Origin of the sequence: Mesorhizobium sp. LHD-90, assembly GCF_030929505.1 — a bacterium.
Classification (GTDB): Bacteria; Pseudomonadota; Alphaproteobacteria; order Rhizobiales; family Rhizobiaceae; genus Kumtagia.
In genome coordinates, this window is the sequence record NZ_JAVFVV010000010.1 from 1 (window position 1) to 14,404 (window position 14,404).

Consider the following 14,404-nt stretch of genomic DNA (forward strand, 5'->3'; position numbering starts at 1 on the left):
TGCTCGCGCAAAACCGCAATGATCTGCTCTTCCGTAAACCGCTTTCTCTTCATCAGTCCGTCCTTCAAACAAGGGCCGGACTCTAATCTCAACTGGAGGAAATTACCGGGGGCAGGTCAAATTTGCGATTTGCGAATGCCCGACTTTGGGCGGTGCCGAGGCTGGCCGCCTCGATGTATCCCGCATGATGGCAACCATCATGATGATCGGTGGTATGGGCGGCTGGTCGGATGCGATCCGTTGGGATGCGATGGAGCCTCGGATTCAGATCACTCCTCTCGGAGACGTGCACGCCAACATTTCGTTTCAGGAGACCGTCCTGCAACCATTCGGGCGAGCAACGACCCGATCCACGATAGACAGAAGCGTGCGAGACTACGCACTCAACTTGAAGGAGCCTGAATTCCAGGAAACAGAGAGCCTTGAACTTGAACCCAATTTTCTCGCCGCGATAGAGGAGCAATTCGGAGCGTCGGTCGATACGCTACGCAAGTTTGTCGATTTCATCGAAAATATGGGCATCCGGGAACGGCGCGCGGTTCTCGAACTTCGCCGCGAAGACCTGTTGCACGCGCAATTGCACGGAGTCGATCTGGATCGATCGGAAGTCGAGAATCTGGTGGAGTTCCTGACATTCAAGGGCCGCTCGTCCTGGCGAGAAGTTCCTGACGGTTTCGACGCCAAGGATCTTTTTCCGTGGCGTTTTCGTCGGCGACTTTCGGTGTTGCGAAAACCCTTGATCCAGATCGACGACAATGACCCCGACCCGAGATTCCTTGTTGCTCCGGGAGTTGTCAGAGACGCGTTCGTCTACATGTTTGCCAACTATCATCGAGGTGATTTTCCGATATGGCAGTTGTCGCCGGCCATGAAGAAATGGGCAGGTGGTTCGCGACGCCGACAGGGCTCAGCTTTTGCTAGCGAAGTAGCAGAACGACTCAAAGAGTTAGGTTGGAAAACGGAGACGGAAGTCGCGGTTACAAAATTGCTCGGCAAGGGGTATGATCGCGACTATGGCGATGTTGATGTCCTGGCATCGCGATCTGGGTCGGCTCGCGTCCTGTTGATTGAATGCAAGGATGTTCAGTTCCGCAAAACTGAAGGTGAGATAGCGGAGCAGTTGTCAGATTTCCGTGGACTATCGCGGCCCGATGGGAAGCCTGACCTGCTCCTTAAGCACCTGAATCGCATCGATCTGATTGCCAGAGAGTCCAGTACACTCGCCCGATATCTGAAGGCGGATGGAGCGCTCGACGTTGAGGGGCATCTTGTGTTCAAGAACATGGTCCCGATGAAGTACGCATGGGAGCACATGAAGGAGCGCATTGCCCTACATGTGTTTGATGACCTGGACGAGATTTGAGCGCCGGAAGCGCTGGGACGCACGGGCTGTTCGTGGCCTTACACGGCGCTGTTTTCGGGCGCGCAAGGTTTGAGTGATGCTGGTGAACGAGAGTTGACCGAATGCTCCATCTGAAACGGGCGTATGAGCCGCCGTCGAGCGAAGACGGTTTCCGCATCCTTGTCGACCGGCTTTGGCCGCGGGGCCTCGCCAAGGCCGACGCCGCGATCGAGCTGTGGCTGAAGGAGATTGCGCCGAGCACGGAGCTGCGCCGCTGGTTCGGCCATGATCCTGAGAAATGGCAGGAGTTTCGCCGGCGGTACAGTGATGAACTCGACCGCAATGCCGAGGCGGTGGAGACGCTTCGGCAGGCCATCGCAGGCAAGGACAAGGTGACGCTGCTCTACGCGGCGCATGACGACGAGCACAACAACGCCGTCGCCCTGCTGGACTACCTGACAGCGTCCGAAAAGTAGGCGGGCGCCGACCGCACGGAAAAGGGGCGCCGGCCGCATTGGCCGGCGCGGGGAGCAAAAAAGATCAGCCGATCTTCTGGCCGGTCTTGGCCCAGTCGGCGAGGAACATTTCCAGCCCCTTGTCGGTGAGCGGATGCTTGACCAGCGCGCGCAGTGTCGCCGGCGGCGCTGTGATCACGTCGGCGCCGATAAGGGCCGCCTGCTTGACGTGGTTCACGGTGCGCACCGAGGCGGTGAGGATCTCGGTCTTGAAGTCGTAGTTGTCGTAGATGGTGCGGATCTCGGAGATCAGCTCCATGCCGTCCGAGCCGGTGTCGTCGATGCGGCCGACGAAGGGCGAGATGAACGACGCGCCGGCCTTGGCTGCGAGAAGCGCCTGATTGGCCGAGAAGCACAGGGTGACGTTGACCATGCGGTTCATCTCGGTGCGGATGGTCTTGCAGGCCCTCAGGCCATCGAGCGTCAGCGGCACCTTGATGCAGACATTGTCGGCGATCTTGGCAAGGACCTTGGCTTGCTCAATCATCTCCGAATATTCGGTGGCGACCACTTCCGCCGAGACCGGGCCGGCGACGATGTCGCAGATCTCCCTGGTGACGTCGGCGATCTTGCCGCCGGATTTCAGGATCAGCGACGGATTGGTGGTGACGCCGTCCAACAGGCCGAGATCGTTGAGTTCGCGGATCTCCTTGACGTCGGCCGTATCGACGAAAAATTTCATGGCACCGTTCCTTTGCTGTCGGGACCTTGCCCGGATTGCCGCCCGCGCCGCCGCGTGAGGCAGGCAAGACGCTTTTCAGACGGCCTTTCTAGGCGATCGGAAGCCGCGCTCAAAGAGGTGATTTTCGACCCCGCCCGTTTCACCTGCCGGGCGGGCCTGAAGTCGGCTCGCGGCTCTCGGTTCCCACCGGCGGACCGACGAACCCGACCGCGCGGCTCGTCTCGTAACGCCATCTGCCGCCGGTTCGCCCGCCTGCCGATCAATAGCCGCGCAAGCGCCAACTCTGCCCGAAAACCAGCCTCGAAAAAGCGGCTGTTGACAAGCCGCCGATCCACGGATAGGACCTCCATGAAATAGATGTCATAGTATGAAATTTATTTCAAACAATGACCCTAGGCGGACCGGGAGGGCTCCGTCCGCCGCCATCGGAGGAGAACGATCGCATGAAGAAACTGTTGTTGGGCCTTGCCGCCGGCGTGTCGATGCTGGCCGCCACCGCCGCGCAGGCGGAAAGCAAGTATCAGTGCAAGGAAGGCGAGACCTATGTGATGAACGTCATGGTCTCGGGCGTGGAATACTGGTTCCCCGTCTACGAGGCGTTCAAGCAGGCCGCCCAGGCGATGGGCTGCAAGACCGCCTACACCGGCACGCCCGAATATGACGTGACCAAACAGATCGCCAGCTTCGACCAGGCGCTGGCCAAGCAGCCGGCGGGCATCCTCGTCCACCCGATGAACTCCGATCCGTTCATCGAGCCGATCAACCGGGCCGTCGATTCCGGCGTGTCCATCGTGACCTTCGCGGCCGATTCGCCGAACAGCAAGCGCGCCTCCTACGTCACCTCGGACAACAACAAGGAAGGCTCCTACGCGGCCGACGTGATCGCCGAGGCGCTGGGCGGCAAGGGCGAATACGGCATTCTGGAGAATCCCGGCCAGGACAACCACGACAAGCGCGTCGTCGCCTTCATCGCCCGGATGACCGAAAAATATCCGGACATCAAGCTGGTCGGCCGCGCCGCCACCAACCAGGATCCGACAAAAGCCTATCAGGCGGTGCTGTCGATGGCGCAGGCCAATCCGAACCTCGGCGCCCTGTTCATGCCGGAGGCCAATTCGGCGCTCGGCGCGGCCCAGGCGGCACAGGAACTCGGCGGCAAGATCAAGATCATGAACGCCGACGTCAACGGCAAGATCCTTGACATGATCAAGGCCGGCCAGGTGTTCGGCGCGGTCAATCCGAACCAGGGCATCCAGGGCTATATGGGCTTCATGCTGCTGTTCAACGCCGCCCATCCCGACCTGATCGATCCGATGAACGACTGGAAGCGCTCCGCCTACAACCCGATGGGCGTGCCCTTCGTCGACAACGGCTTTGCCGTGGTCACCAAGGACAATGCCGACGATTTTTATTGGGACGCCTATCTGAAGCGGCGCGGCACCAAGGGCATCGAGGAGTAAGCTTCCTCCTCCCTGTGGCCGGGCGGCCTGCGCCGCCCGGCCTGTTCCCAAAAAACAACCGGCAATCCGTCATGCACGAAACCCTCGCACTCGAAGTCAGGGGCGTCTCGAAGGCGTTCGGCCCGATCCAGGCGTTGAAGGACGTCAGTTTCGGCCTGCGCAAGGGCGAGATCCATGCGATTGCCGGCGAGAACGGCGCCGGCAAGTCGACGCTGATGAACATCGTCGACGGCATCCTCCGGCCGGATCGCGGCGAGATATTCGTCGGCGGCCGCAAGGCCGAGATGACGTCGCCGGAAAAGGCGCAGGAACTCGGCATCGGCTTCGTGCACCAGGAAATCGCGCTTTGCGCCGACATTTCGGTCGCCGAGAACATTTTCATGGCCACCACCAACCGGCGGCGGGCCCTGTTCATGAATTATGCCGAACTTCGCGACAAGGCGCGCACAGTGCTCGCCACGCTGGGCGACATCGACCCCGACCTGCCGGTCGAGAGCCTGTCCATTGCCGAGCAGCAGATCGTCGAGATAGCCAAGGCGCTGACGTTGGACTGTTCCGTGCTGATCCTGGACGAACCGACCGCCGCGCTGACCGAGCGCGAGGCCGGAAAGCTGTTCGCCATCATGGCCGAGCTGAAGCGCGGGGGCATCAGCATCATCTACATCAGCCACCGCATGGCCGAGATTTTCGGAAACTGCGACCGCATCACCATCCTGCGCGACGGCCGTTACGTCTGCACCGAGGAGATTTCGGGCATGACGCCGGAGGCCGTCGTCGGCCGCATGGTCGGCCGGCATCTCGGCGACCTCCATCCGGAAAAGAACCCGGCAAGCGCCGATGCCCCGGTGCTGCTGTCGGTCGAGGGGCTGAGCGACGGCGAACGGTTTCGTGACATTTCCTTCGACCTGCGCGAGAAGGAAATCCTCGGCATCGCCGGCCTGATCGGCGCCGGCCGCACCGAGATCGCGCTCGGGATTTGCGGGCTGCGCCCGACGGTGTCCGGGCGTGTCACGCTGGCCGGCAAGGACGTCACCCCGCGCGGCTATGCCGACAGCATCGCCAACGGCATCGTGTACCTTTCGGAGGACCGCAAGGGCGCGGGCGTTTTCCTCGACCTGCCGATCGCCGCGAACGTCTCGGCGCTGCGGGCCGAGCAGGTCTCTACCGCCTACGGGTTCATCGACCGCGGCCGCGAGCGGGAACAGGCGAGCCGGCTTGGCGACGCGCTCAACCTCAAGCGCGGGTCCATCGACGATCCCGTCTCGACCCTCTCGGGCGGCAACCAGCAGAAGGTGGCGATCGCAAAGATGCTGTCGGTCGACCCGAAGGTGATCCTGCTCGACGAGCCGACACGCGGCGTCGATGTCGGGGCCAAGGCGGAAATCCACCGCATCCTGCGCGACCTCGCCAACAGCGGCACAGGCATCGTCGCGATCTCCTCCGAACTGCCGGAACTGATCGGCCTCTGCGACCGGGTGATCGTCATCCATGAGGGGCGCATCGCCGGCGAGGTCAAGGGCGCTGACATGACCGAGGAAAACATCATCCGCCTGGCCTCCGGCCTGGCGCCGGCGGAAAGGCAGAGGGCATGACTGTCATGAGCGACATCGGAACCGGCAAGGGCAGTCAGGCGGCCGCGCCACGCCGCCCGTCGATGCTGCGCGGCATCGGCAACATGCGCGAGCTCGGCCTTGTGCTCATCATCCTTGCGCTCTGCGTGGTGATGAGTTTCGCCTCGCCCTATTTCCTCACCTGGACGAATTTCCGGGCGATGCTAATGTCCTTTTCCGTCGAAGGCATCGTCGTCGTCGGCATGACCATCCTGCTGATCGTCGGCGCCATCGACCTGTCCGTAGGCTCGGTCGTCTGTTTCTCCATGGTGGTCGGCGGTTTCTTCTTCCTTTCTGGACTCGATCCGTGGTCGGCGAGCGGCCTGGCGATCCTGGCGTCGGCGGGCGTCGGCGTGCTGATGGCGCTGTGCGTGACAAAAATCGGACTGCATTCCTTCATCGTCTCGCTGGCTTTCATGGTGATCGTACGCGGGCTGTGCCTGGCGATCACCGGCGGCACGCCGCTGTCGCTGTTCTCGCTGCCGCCGTCCTTCAAGTTCATCGGCCAGGGCACGGTCTACGGCGTTCCCTTCGTCATCATCCTGTTCGTCGCCGTCGTCGCGCTCTTCGATCTCTTGCTGCGCAGGGCAACGGTGTTCCGAAAAGTGTTTTACACCGGCAGCAACGAGAAGGCGGCGGCCTACTCCGGCGTCCGCACCGACCGCGTAAAATTCTTCTGCATCGTTCTGTGCTCGACGCTGGCCGGACTGGCGGGGGTCATCTACATGGCGCGCTTCGGCGCGGCGACACCGACCTTCGGTCTCGGCATGGAGCTGAACATCATCGCAGCCGCGGTGATCGGCGGCGCCAGCCTCAATGGCGGCTCAGGCACCATCCTCGGCGCCATCCTCGGCATGGCGCTGTTGTCGGTCGTCTCCAGTTCGTTGATCCTGCTCGATGTCTCGCCCTACTGGCAGGACACGATACGCGGCCTGATCCTGCTTGCCGCCGTGGCCTTCGACCATGTCCTGCACAAGAACAAGATGGCGGCTGCCCGTGCCGGTCGTTAAGTTGAAGCCCATGGGGGCTACGGACCAGATCGACGACTATGAGCGCGTGCGCAAGATCCATCGCGTGCTGGTCATGCATTACGTCGAGGGCCTGAGCCAGGCCGAGATCGCCAAGCGCACCGGTATCTCGCATCCGACAGTCAACCGGCTGGTCAAGGAAGGCCACGAGCGCGGCTTCGTGCAGATTTCGGTGAAGTCGCCGTTCCAGTCGCTGTTCGAACTGGAGCAGCAACTGGTCGAGGCCGGCGGCCTGCGCGAGGCGATCGTCACGCCGTCGGTTTCCGAGCTGGAGGAGGTGAACCTCACCACCGCCGGCAAGGCGGCGGCCGAATTTCTGCTGGCGAATCTCAGGGATGGCGACACGGTCTGCGTTTCCGGCGGGCGCGGCGTCAGCGCGGTGATCAATGCGCTCGCCCCCTCGCGCGCCTATGACGTGACGGTTGTGCCGGCGACCGGCGGCGTGCAGGGCAAGCATTTCACCGATGTCAATCATCTCGCCGCGCAGATGGCGAACCGGCTGCAGGGCAGGGCGTTCCAGATCCATGCGCCGGTCTTTGCCGATACGAAGCAGGAGCGCGACGTGATCCGCTCCATGCATTCGGTGCGCGAGGTGCTGGCGCGGGCGCGGGACGCGGCCATCGCCGTGGTCGGCATCGGCTCGGTTATCTCCGAGATTTCAACCTATTACAGCCTTCGGCCGTCGGCGACGGGCAGTGCCGATCTCTCCAAGACCGGCGCCGCCGGCGAGCTTGTCGCACACCTGCTCGACCGGTCCGGAACGCTCTGCGACTACGAATTGAATGAGCGGGTGGTTGGCCTGTCGCTGGAGGAATTCCGCGCGATTCCGCTGACCGTGGGCATCTCGTCGGGCCAGCGCAAGGCGGAGCCCATCGCCAGCGTGCTGCGTGGTGGTTTCCTCGATGCGCTGGCGACCGACGAGGCAACGGCGGCCCGCGTTGTCGATATTCTGAAAGGGTAAGATATTGAAAAAGAACGAAATTGTTTCCCGTCCGTTGGGCGGTTCCGGCATCATGGCCTCCACCATCGGGCAAGGCACCTGGGCGATGGGCGGCTGGATGTGGGGCGGCACCGACGAGGCGCAATCGGTGAAGGCGATCCGCGCCGCGATCGACGAGGGCGTCACGCTGATCGACACGGCGCCGGCCTATGGGCTTGGAAAGGCAGAGGAAATCGTCGGCGAGGCGATTGCCGGCCGGCGCGGCGAGGTGGTGGTCGCCACCAAATGCGGGCTGGTCTGGCACACCGACAAGGGCACGCATTTTTTCGACGAGCACGGCAAGCGTGTGCATCGTTATCTCGGCCGCGACTCGATCTTTTTCGAGGTCGAGCAGAGCCTGCGCCGGCTGCGCACCGACTATATCGATCTTTACATAACCCATTGGCAAGACGCGACAATTCCGGTCTCGGAGACGATGGGCGCACTGCTCGATTTGAAGCGGCAGGGCAAGATCCGGGCGGTCGGCGTCAGCAACGTCATGCCCGGAACATTGAAGGAATACATGGGTTTGGGGCAGATCGACGCGATCCAGGAGCGCTTCAGCATGACCGACAGGGGTCTGGAGCATGACCTTCTGCCCCTTTGCCGTGCCAATGGCGTGTCGGTGCTGAGCTATTCGTCGCTGGCGCTCGGCCTGCTTTCGGGCAAGATCGGACCCGGCCGCGTCTTCGAGGGCGACGATCAGCGCAAGGACGATCCGCGTTTCTCGCCGGCCAGTCTCGAACGGGTCGCAGCCTTCATGAACGAGATCGAACCGATCGTTGCGGCAAAACAGGCGACGCCGGCGCAGGTGGTCATTGCCTGGACGGTCGCCCGGCCGGGCATCACCTACGCGCTGTGCGGCGCACGCAATCCGGAGCAGGCGGCGGAGAACGCGGTGGCCGGAAGGCTGTCGCTGTCGGCCGACGAGATCGCCCTGATCGACGCGGCGATCGCAAAACATCTTGCCGGCATCGACGGCTGAGGCGGCGGGCGCCACGAGCATGAGTGGGACGCGCACCGAAAGGCTGGACCGGCTGCGCCGCATGGAGCGCGTCTCCGTGCTGGTGGTCGGTGGCGGCATCAACGGCATCAGCGCCTGGCGGGAGCTGGCGCTGCAGGGCGTCGACGCGATACTGGTCGAGCGCGGCGACTTCATGAGCGGGGCGAGCGCGGCGCCGTCGCGCATGATCCATGGCGGCCTGCGCTACATGGAGAATGGCGAGTTCGCATTGGTCAAGGAATCGCTGAAAGAGCGTAACCGTCTGCTTACGAATGCGCCGCACATGGTTTCGCCGCTGCCGACGCTGATCCCGCTCGCTGACCGGTTTTCCGGCATGTTTTCAGCGGCGAGGCGATTCCTCGGTGGCAAGCCGAAACCAGGACCGCGCGGTGCGATGATCGTCAAACTCGGCCTGACGCTCTACGATCTCTATTCCGGTGCCGGCAAGGCGGTGCCGCGCCACCGCTTCTTCGGCCGCCGCGCGCTTCGCGACCGCTGGCCGGCGCTCGACTCGCAAATGGCGTTCGGCGCGGTCTACTACGACGCGAAGATCGCCTATCCGGAACGGCTGGGCGTGGAGATGGTGCTGGATACGGAAGCCGCCGACCCGCAGGCGGTGGCGCTCAACCATGTGGGTTTTGATGGGTTTTCGGATTATGCGGCAACACTTACCGACAGGCTCTCTGGCGAGCGTTTCACCATCCGCCCCGACATCGTGGTCAACGCCACCGGCGCCTGGATCGACATCACCAACGGCCTGATCGCAAAAGACCCGGCGCCGCTGATCGGCGGGACGAAGGGCTCGCATCTGGTCATCGACAATGACGCGCTGCGCAACGCGCTGGGCGATAACATGGTGTATTTCGCCAATCGCGAGGGCCGGGTCTGCATCCTGTTCGTGCATCTCGGCCAGGTGCTGGCCGGCTCCACCGATATCAGCGTCGAGACGCCGGAGGGTGTGCGCTGCGAGGCTGATGAGGCCGACTATATTCTCGCATCGGTCCGCGAGGTGTTTCCGGGCATCCGCATCGCGCCGGAGGAGATCGTCTTCCGCTTCGCCGGCGTGCGGCCGCTGCCGCGCAGCAATGCGGGCGTGAATGCGGAAATCTCGCGCGACCATCAATGCGAATGGCTGCCGGAGCGGGCTGGCGAGCCGCCGGTGCTCAGCCTTGTCGGCGGAAAATGGACGACGTTTCGCGCGTTCGGCGAGCAGGCGGCGGACCTCGTGCTCGAAAGGCTGGGGCGCAAGCGCATAGTCTCCACACAGGATCTGAAGATCGGCGGCGGCACGGGTTTCCCGAGGGATGGCGTAGAGCGTAAGAGATGGGTTACCGATATTGCAGCGCGCAGCGGACTGACGGCGGAGGGTGTCTCGATCCTGCTCGACCGCTACGGGACCAGGGCGGCGGCCATGGCCGACGATATCGGCAGGCAGGGCGACGAGCCGCTCGCCAGTCTGCCGGCCTACGGCCGAGGCGAGCTCGTGTGGCTGGCTGCTTATGAACATGTCGAGACGCTTGCCGATCTCGTGCTGCGCCGCACGGCGATGGCGCTCAGGGGTGAACTGTCGCTCGACGCGGTCGAGGAGATCGCCGGCGTCATGGCGGCGAAGTTCGGCTGGTCAGAGCAGCGCCGCCGCGACGAGATCGAGGCGTTGCTCGACCATCTCGAAAAATTCCACGGCGTCGACAAAGATACGCTCGAACGCCGCAACCATGGGAAAGAAAATGTACCAGTCGAAAAAAGTCCGCATGAACCGGCTGTTCGGAAACGGCAGATGTCTTGACGTCGCAATCGACCACGGCGTCTGCAACGAGCCGTCCTTCTTGGACGGGCTGGAGGACATGGGCAAGGTGGTGCGGCTGCTGGCCGAGGCCGGGCCGGACGCCATCCAGATGAATTTCGGGCAGGCCGACCTTTTGCAGGACCTGCCGGGCAAGGCAAAACCCGCGCTGGTGATGCGCATCGACATGGGCAACCCGTATAACCGCACGCGGCATCGCGATATGTGGGCCGTATTGCAGAACGCCCACGACCCGATCGCGCCGGCGCTGCGCATGGATGCCGCCTGCGTCGTGGTCAATCTGTTCATGCTGCCGGACGAGCCCGGCCTGTTCAAACAATGCGTCGAGAATATTTCCCGCGTCGGCCAGGACTGCGAAAAATACGGCATGCCGCTGATGATCGAGCCGCTGGTGATGCAGCCCAACAGCGAGCGCGGCGGCTACCTAGTCGACGGCGACGCGGAAAAAATCGTCACGTTGGTGCGGTTGGCGCGCGAGATAGGCGCCGACATCGTCAAGGCCGACCCGACCACCGACCCCCAGGATTTCCATCGCGTCGTCGAGGCGGCGCGCTGCCCGGTGCTGGTGCGCGGCGGCGGCAAGGCCGATTTGCGGCAGGTGTTCGCCAACTCTTACGCTCTGATGCAGCAGGGTGCGCACGGCATGGTCTATGGCCGCAACATCTACCAGCACGCCGACCCGGCGCGCGTGGTGCGCGCGCTGATGGCGATGATCCATGACGGCGTCGACGACGCCGAAGCGTGGCGGATTTATTCGGCATGACAAAATTCCTCCTCGGCCTCGACGCGGGCAACACGGTGGTCAAGGCCGTGCTGTTCGATCTCAAGGGCAAGGTCGTCGGCGCGGCCTCGGCGGAAGGCCGCTCGCGGCAGCCGGAGCCGGGGCATGTCGAGCGCGACATCGCCGAATTGTGGCGCGGTGCGGCGGATGTGATCGCGCGATGCCTGAAGGAGGCTGGAGCAAGCGGAGAAGACGTGGCGGCGGTCGGCACCGCCGGCCATGGCAACGGGCTCTACCTGCTCGACAAGCAGAACCAGCCGCTGCTCGGCATCCAGTCGCTCGATACGCGCGCCGCCGGGCTGGCGACGGAACTGCGCGCCGACGGGCGGGGCGATCGGCTTTACGCCCAATGCCTGCAAAAACCCTGGCCGTCGCAAACCGCGACCTTGCTGGCGTGGATCAAGCGGCACCGGCCGGAGATCTTTGCGCAGGCGGGCACGGCGTTCCTGTGCAAGGACGCGCTGACCTTCTTGCTGACCGGCGAGCGCGTCAGCGATTTTTCCGACATGAGTGGCTGCGGGTTGCTGCTTCTGCCCGAGCGGCGGTACGACCCGGCCTTGCTGGAGGGCTACGGCATAGGCGAGGCGCTCGGCCTGCTGCCAGATCTCGTGCAGTCCGACCGGATCGCCGGTCGTGTCACCCGGGAGGCGGCGGCATTGACCAGGCTGGCGGAAGGCACGCCGGTGGCGGCCGGCTTCTTCGACGTGATCGCCTCGATGATCGGCGCCGGCACGATTTTTCCCGGCGAGGCGGCGATCGTCGCCGGCACATGGGGCATCAACCAGGTCATCCTCGAGGCCCCGCTGGTGGACGACCGCATCTTCCATGCCTCGACGTGGCGGGCGGGACGCTATGTCTCGATCGAATCCAGTGCGACCTCGGCGGTCAGCCTCGAATGGTTCGTGCGCGAATTCGCCGATGGGCACGGCGCGGAGGCCTACGAGCGCTGCAACGCGCTGGTCGCCTCGGTGGAGCCGGCAGCAGAACTGCCAATATTCCTGCCGTTCCTCTACGGCTCTGCGACGCATCCCAATGCGCGCGGCGCTTTCGTCGGCCTGTCGGGCTGGCACGGCAAGGCCGCCATGCTCCACGCGATCTATGAGGGCGTGATTTTCGAGCACAGGCGTCACATCGATCGGTTGCGCGCCGCCGGCGCCCGCTTCGACAAGGCCAGCCTTTCCGGCGGCGGCTCGCGCAGCGCGGTCTGGTGCCAGATGTTCGCCGACCAACTCGACCTCAAGGTGACGGTCGCCGATTGCAGCGAGACCGGCGCGCTCGGCGCGGCGATTGCCGGCGGCGTCGCCGCCGGAATCTTTCCCGACCTCGAAACGGGCGTGGCTGGCATGGTGCGGGTGAGGACGGCGTATGAGCCGCGGCCCGAGCGGAAAACGCTTTCCGATGCACGCTACCGGCTCTATCGTGACCTCGCCGAAATGCTGCCGGAACGCTGGGCGGCCTATGGGAAGGAGACGCGGTTCCGGTGACGGAGAGAATTGATCTTGGGTCCTACGACTATGTCATCGTCGGGGCCGGCTCTGCCGGCTGCGTGCTCGCCAACCGGCTGAGTACGGCGCCGGGAAAACGCGTGCTGCTGCTGGAGGCGGGCGGCTCGGACAACTACCACTGGATCCACATTCCGGTCGGCTATCTCTATTGCATGGGCAATCCGCGCACCGACTGGGGATTCAGCACGGTCGCCGAGCCCGGCTTGAACGGCCGCAAGCTCGCCTATCCGCGCGGCAAGGTGATGGGCGGCTGCTCGTCGATCAACGGCATGATCTACATGCGCGGCCAGGCGGCCGACTACGACCACTGGCGCCAGCTCGGCAATCCCGGCTGGGGCTGGGACGACGTGCTGCCGCTGTTTCGCAAATCCGAGGACCATCAGCGTTTTTCCGGACCGTTTCACGGGCAGGGCGGGGAACTGCGGGTCGAGCGCCAGCGGCTGTCCTGGCCGATCCTCGACGCGGTGCGCGAGGCAGCCGAGGAACTCGGCGTGCCCAAGGTCGACGATTTCAACGCCGGCGACAATTTCGGCTCGTCCTATTTCGAGGTGAACCAGAAGGCCGGTTTCCGTTTCAACGCCGTGCGCGCCTTCCTGCGGCCTGTGCGGCATCGCAAGAACCTGACGGTGATGACCGGGGCGCATGTCGAGCGCATCCTGTTCGAGGGAAAACGCGCCGCCGGGCTGGAACTGTGGCTGGCCGGCAAGCCGGCGCGGGTCGGCGTCGGCGGCGAGTTGCTGCTGTCGGCGGGCGCAATCGGCACGCCGCAGCTCTTGCAGCTCTCCGGCGTGGGGCCGGCCGATCTGCTCAACCGGCACGGCATTCCGGTGGTGGCGGACGTGGCCGGCGTCGGTGAGAACCTTCAGGACCATCTGCAGATACGCACCGCCTTCCGCATCAGCGGCGCCGGCACGCTCAACGAGCGGCAGGCAAGACTGACCGGCAAGGCGATGATCGCGCTGGAATACGCGCTGCGCCGCACCGGGCCGATGTCGATGGCGCCGAGCCAGCTCGGCATCTTCATGCGCTCCGACGCGCGTTTCGAGACGCCCAACATCGAGTTCCACGTGCAGCCGCTGTCGCTGGAGAAGTTCGGCGAGCCGCTGCATCCGTTTCCGGCGGTCACCGTCTCGGTGTGCAATCTGAGGCCGCAGTCGCGCGGCTTTGTGCGGATCGCCTCGGCGGATTCGCAAAAACACCCCGACATCGCGCCGAACTATCTGTCGACTGAGGAAGACCGCGCGGTGGCGGCCGATTCGATCCGCATCGCGCGCCGGCTGATGGCGACGGAGCGCATGCGCCGCTACCGGCCGGAGGAGTTCAAGCCTGGCGCCGAAATCACCGAGCCGGAAGAGCTTGCGAAGGCGGCGGGCGACATCGCCACCACTATCTTCCATCCGGTCGGCACCACAAGGATGGGCACCGACGCCGCGGCCGTGGTGAGTCCCGACCTGAAACTGCGCGGTTTCGAGGGGATCCGGGTGGCCGACTGCTCCGTCATGCCGACCATCGTGTCGGGCAACACCCATGCGCCGGCTGTGATGATCGGGGAGAAGGCGGCGGCGATGATGCTATAGGCTGACGAACCGCTTTACCCCCACCCCTAACCCCTCCCCACAAGGGGGAGGGGGACTTTGCGGCCGCTATGCCACACGAAACCGTCGACGATTGGCGCTTTGCGGAGATGCCAGCCAG

General features: G+C 64.1%; 12 protein-coding genes. 11 read left to right on the forward strand and 1 reads right to left on the reverse strand.

Annotated elements, in window-relative coordinates; translation table 11 throughout:
- Positions 1-184: 184 nt before the first annotated feature.
- Both RB623_RS15255 and RB623_RS15260 read left to right on the forward strand, forming a co-directional pair.
- On the forward strand, positions 185-1,363 hold the full coding sequence (locus RB623_RS15255) for a hypothetical protein (protein WP_308057734.1): 1,179 nt from the start codon (positions 185-187) through the stop codon (positions 1,361-1,363).
- A 101-nt stretch (positions 1,364-1,464) separates the two neighbouring features.
- Positions 1,465-1,818: a DUF488 domain-containing protein gene (locus RB623_RS15260; RefSeq protein ID WP_308057735.1), complete on the forward strand. Its 354-nt coding sequence runs from the start codon at positions 1,465-1,467 to the stop codon at positions 1,816-1,818.
- 64 nt (positions 1,819-1,882) lie between these two features.
- Here the strand turns inward: RB623_RS15260 and fsa are convergent, their stop codons facing one another.
- Positions 1,883-2,539: a fructose-6-phosphate aldolase gene (gene fsa / locus RB623_RS15265; RefSeq protein ID WP_308057736.1), complete on the reverse strand. Its 657-nt coding sequence runs from the start codon at positions 2,537-2,539 to the stop codon at positions 1,883-1,885.
- A 443-nt stretch (positions 2,540-2,982) separates the two neighbouring features.
- On the opposite strand from fsa, the gene RB623_RS15270 reads away from it, so the two are divergent.
- The 9 genes from RB623_RS15270 to RB623_RS15310 all read left to right on the forward strand — a co-directional run bounded on the left by RB623_RS15270 (position 2,983) and on the right by RB623_RS15310 (position 14,286).
- Positions 2,983-3,999 carry a substrate-binding domain-containing protein gene (locus tag RB623_RS15270; RefSeq protein ID WP_308057737.1) on the forward strand — a complete coding sequence of 339 codons (1,017 nt, stop codon included), beginning with the start codon at positions 2,983-2,985 and terminating at the stop codon, positions 3,997-3,999.
- Between the two features lie 71 nt (positions 4,000-4,070).
- A complete protein-coding gene (locus RB623_RS15275; RefSeq protein WP_308057738.1) occupies positions 4,071-5,591 on the forward strand; it encodes a sugar ABC transporter ATP-binding protein in 1,521 nt (506 codons plus the stop codon).
- A gap of 5 nt (positions 5,592-5,596) precedes the next feature.
- Positions 5,597-6,619: an ABC transporter permease gene (locus tag RB623_RS15280; RefSeq protein WP_374121683.1), complete on the forward strand. Its 1,023-nt coding sequence runs from the start codon at positions 5,597-5,599 to the stop codon at positions 6,617-6,619.
- Positions 6,606-7,598 carry a sugar-binding transcriptional regulator gene (locus tag RB623_RS15285; RefSeq protein WP_374121684.1) on the forward strand — a complete coding sequence of 331 codons (993 nt, stop codon included), beginning with the start codon at positions 6,606-6,608 and terminating at the stop codon, positions 7,596-7,598. Before RB623_RS15280 ends, RB623_RS15285 begins: the two co-directional genes overlap by 14 nt.
- Positions 7,599-7,650: 52 nt before the next feature.
- A complete protein-coding gene (locus tag RB623_RS15290; RefSeq protein ID WP_308057978.1) occupies positions 7,651-8,601 on the forward strand; it encodes an aldo/keto reductase in 951 nt (316 codons plus the stop codon).
- 19 nt (positions 8,602-8,620) lie between these two features.
- Complete coding sequence (locus RB623_RS15295) at positions 8,621-10,405, forward strand: glycerol-3-phosphate dehydrogenase/oxidase (protein WP_308057739.1); 1,785 nt, start codon at positions 8,621-8,623, stop codon at positions 10,403-10,405.
- Entirely contained in the window at positions 10,347-11,186 is an 840-nt protein-coding gene (locus RB623_RS15300; RefSeq protein WP_308057740.1) for a class I fructose-bisphosphate aldolase, read from the forward strand. Before RB623_RS15295 ends, RB623_RS15300 begins: the two co-directional genes overlap by 59 nt.
- Positions 11,183-12,688: an FGGY-family carbohydrate kinase gene (locus RB623_RS15305; protein ID WP_308057741.1), complete on the forward strand. Its 1,506-nt coding sequence runs from the start codon at positions 11,183-11,185 to the stop codon at positions 12,686-12,688. Before RB623_RS15300 ends, RB623_RS15305 begins: the two co-directional genes overlap by 4 nt.
- Complete coding sequence (locus RB623_RS15310) at positions 12,685-14,286, forward strand: GMC family oxidoreductase N-terminal domain-containing protein (RefSeq protein ID WP_308057742.1); 1,602 nt, start codon at positions 12,685-12,687, stop codon at positions 14,284-14,286. Before RB623_RS15305 ends, RB623_RS15310 begins: the two co-directional genes overlap by 4 nt.
- Positions 14,287-14,404 lie beyond the last annotated feature (118 nt).

Excerpts from the sequence above, each read along its gene's own strand:
- RB623_RS15305 (WP_308057741.1), top strand. The coding sequence starts at position 11,183 with ATGACAAAATTCCTCCTCGGCCTCGACGCGGGCAACACGGTGGTCAAG.
- RB623_RS15275 (WP_308057738.1), top strand. The coding sequence starts at position 4,071 with ATGCACGAAACCCTCGCACTCGAAGTCAGGGGCGTCTCGAAGGCGTTC.
- RB623_RS15255 (WP_308057734.1), top strand. The coding sequence starts at position 185 with ATGATGGCAACCATCATGATGATCGGTGGTATGGGCGGCTGGTCGGAT.
- RB623_RS15270 (WP_308057737.1), top strand. The coding sequence starts at position 2,983 with ATGAAGAAACTGTTGTTGGGCCTTGCCGCCGGCGTGTCGATGCTGGCC.
- RB623_RS15290 (WP_308057978.1), top strand. The coding sequence starts at position 7,651 with ATGGCCTCCACCATCGGGCAAGGCACCTGGGCGATGGGCGGCTGGATG.
- RB623_RS15280 (WP_374121683.1), top strand. The coding sequence starts at position 5,597 with ATGAGCGACATCGGAACCGGCAAGGGCAGTCAGGCGGCCGCGCCACGC.
- fsa (WP_308057736.1), bottom strand. The coding sequence starts at position 2,539 with ATGAAATTTTTCGTCGATACGGCCGACGTCAAGGAGATCCGCGAACTC.
- RB623_RS15300 (WP_308057740.1), top strand. The coding sequence starts at position 10,347 with ATGTACCAGTCGAAAAAAGTCCGCATGAACCGGCTGTTCGGAAACGGC.
- RB623_RS15260 (WP_308057735.1), top strand. The coding sequence starts at position 1,465 with ATGCTCCATCTGAAACGGGCGTATGAGCCGCCGTCGAGCGAAGACGGT.
- RB623_RS15295 (WP_308057739.1), top strand. The coding sequence starts at position 8,621 with ATGAGTGGGACGCGCACCGAAAGGCTGGACCGGCTGCGCCGCATGGAG.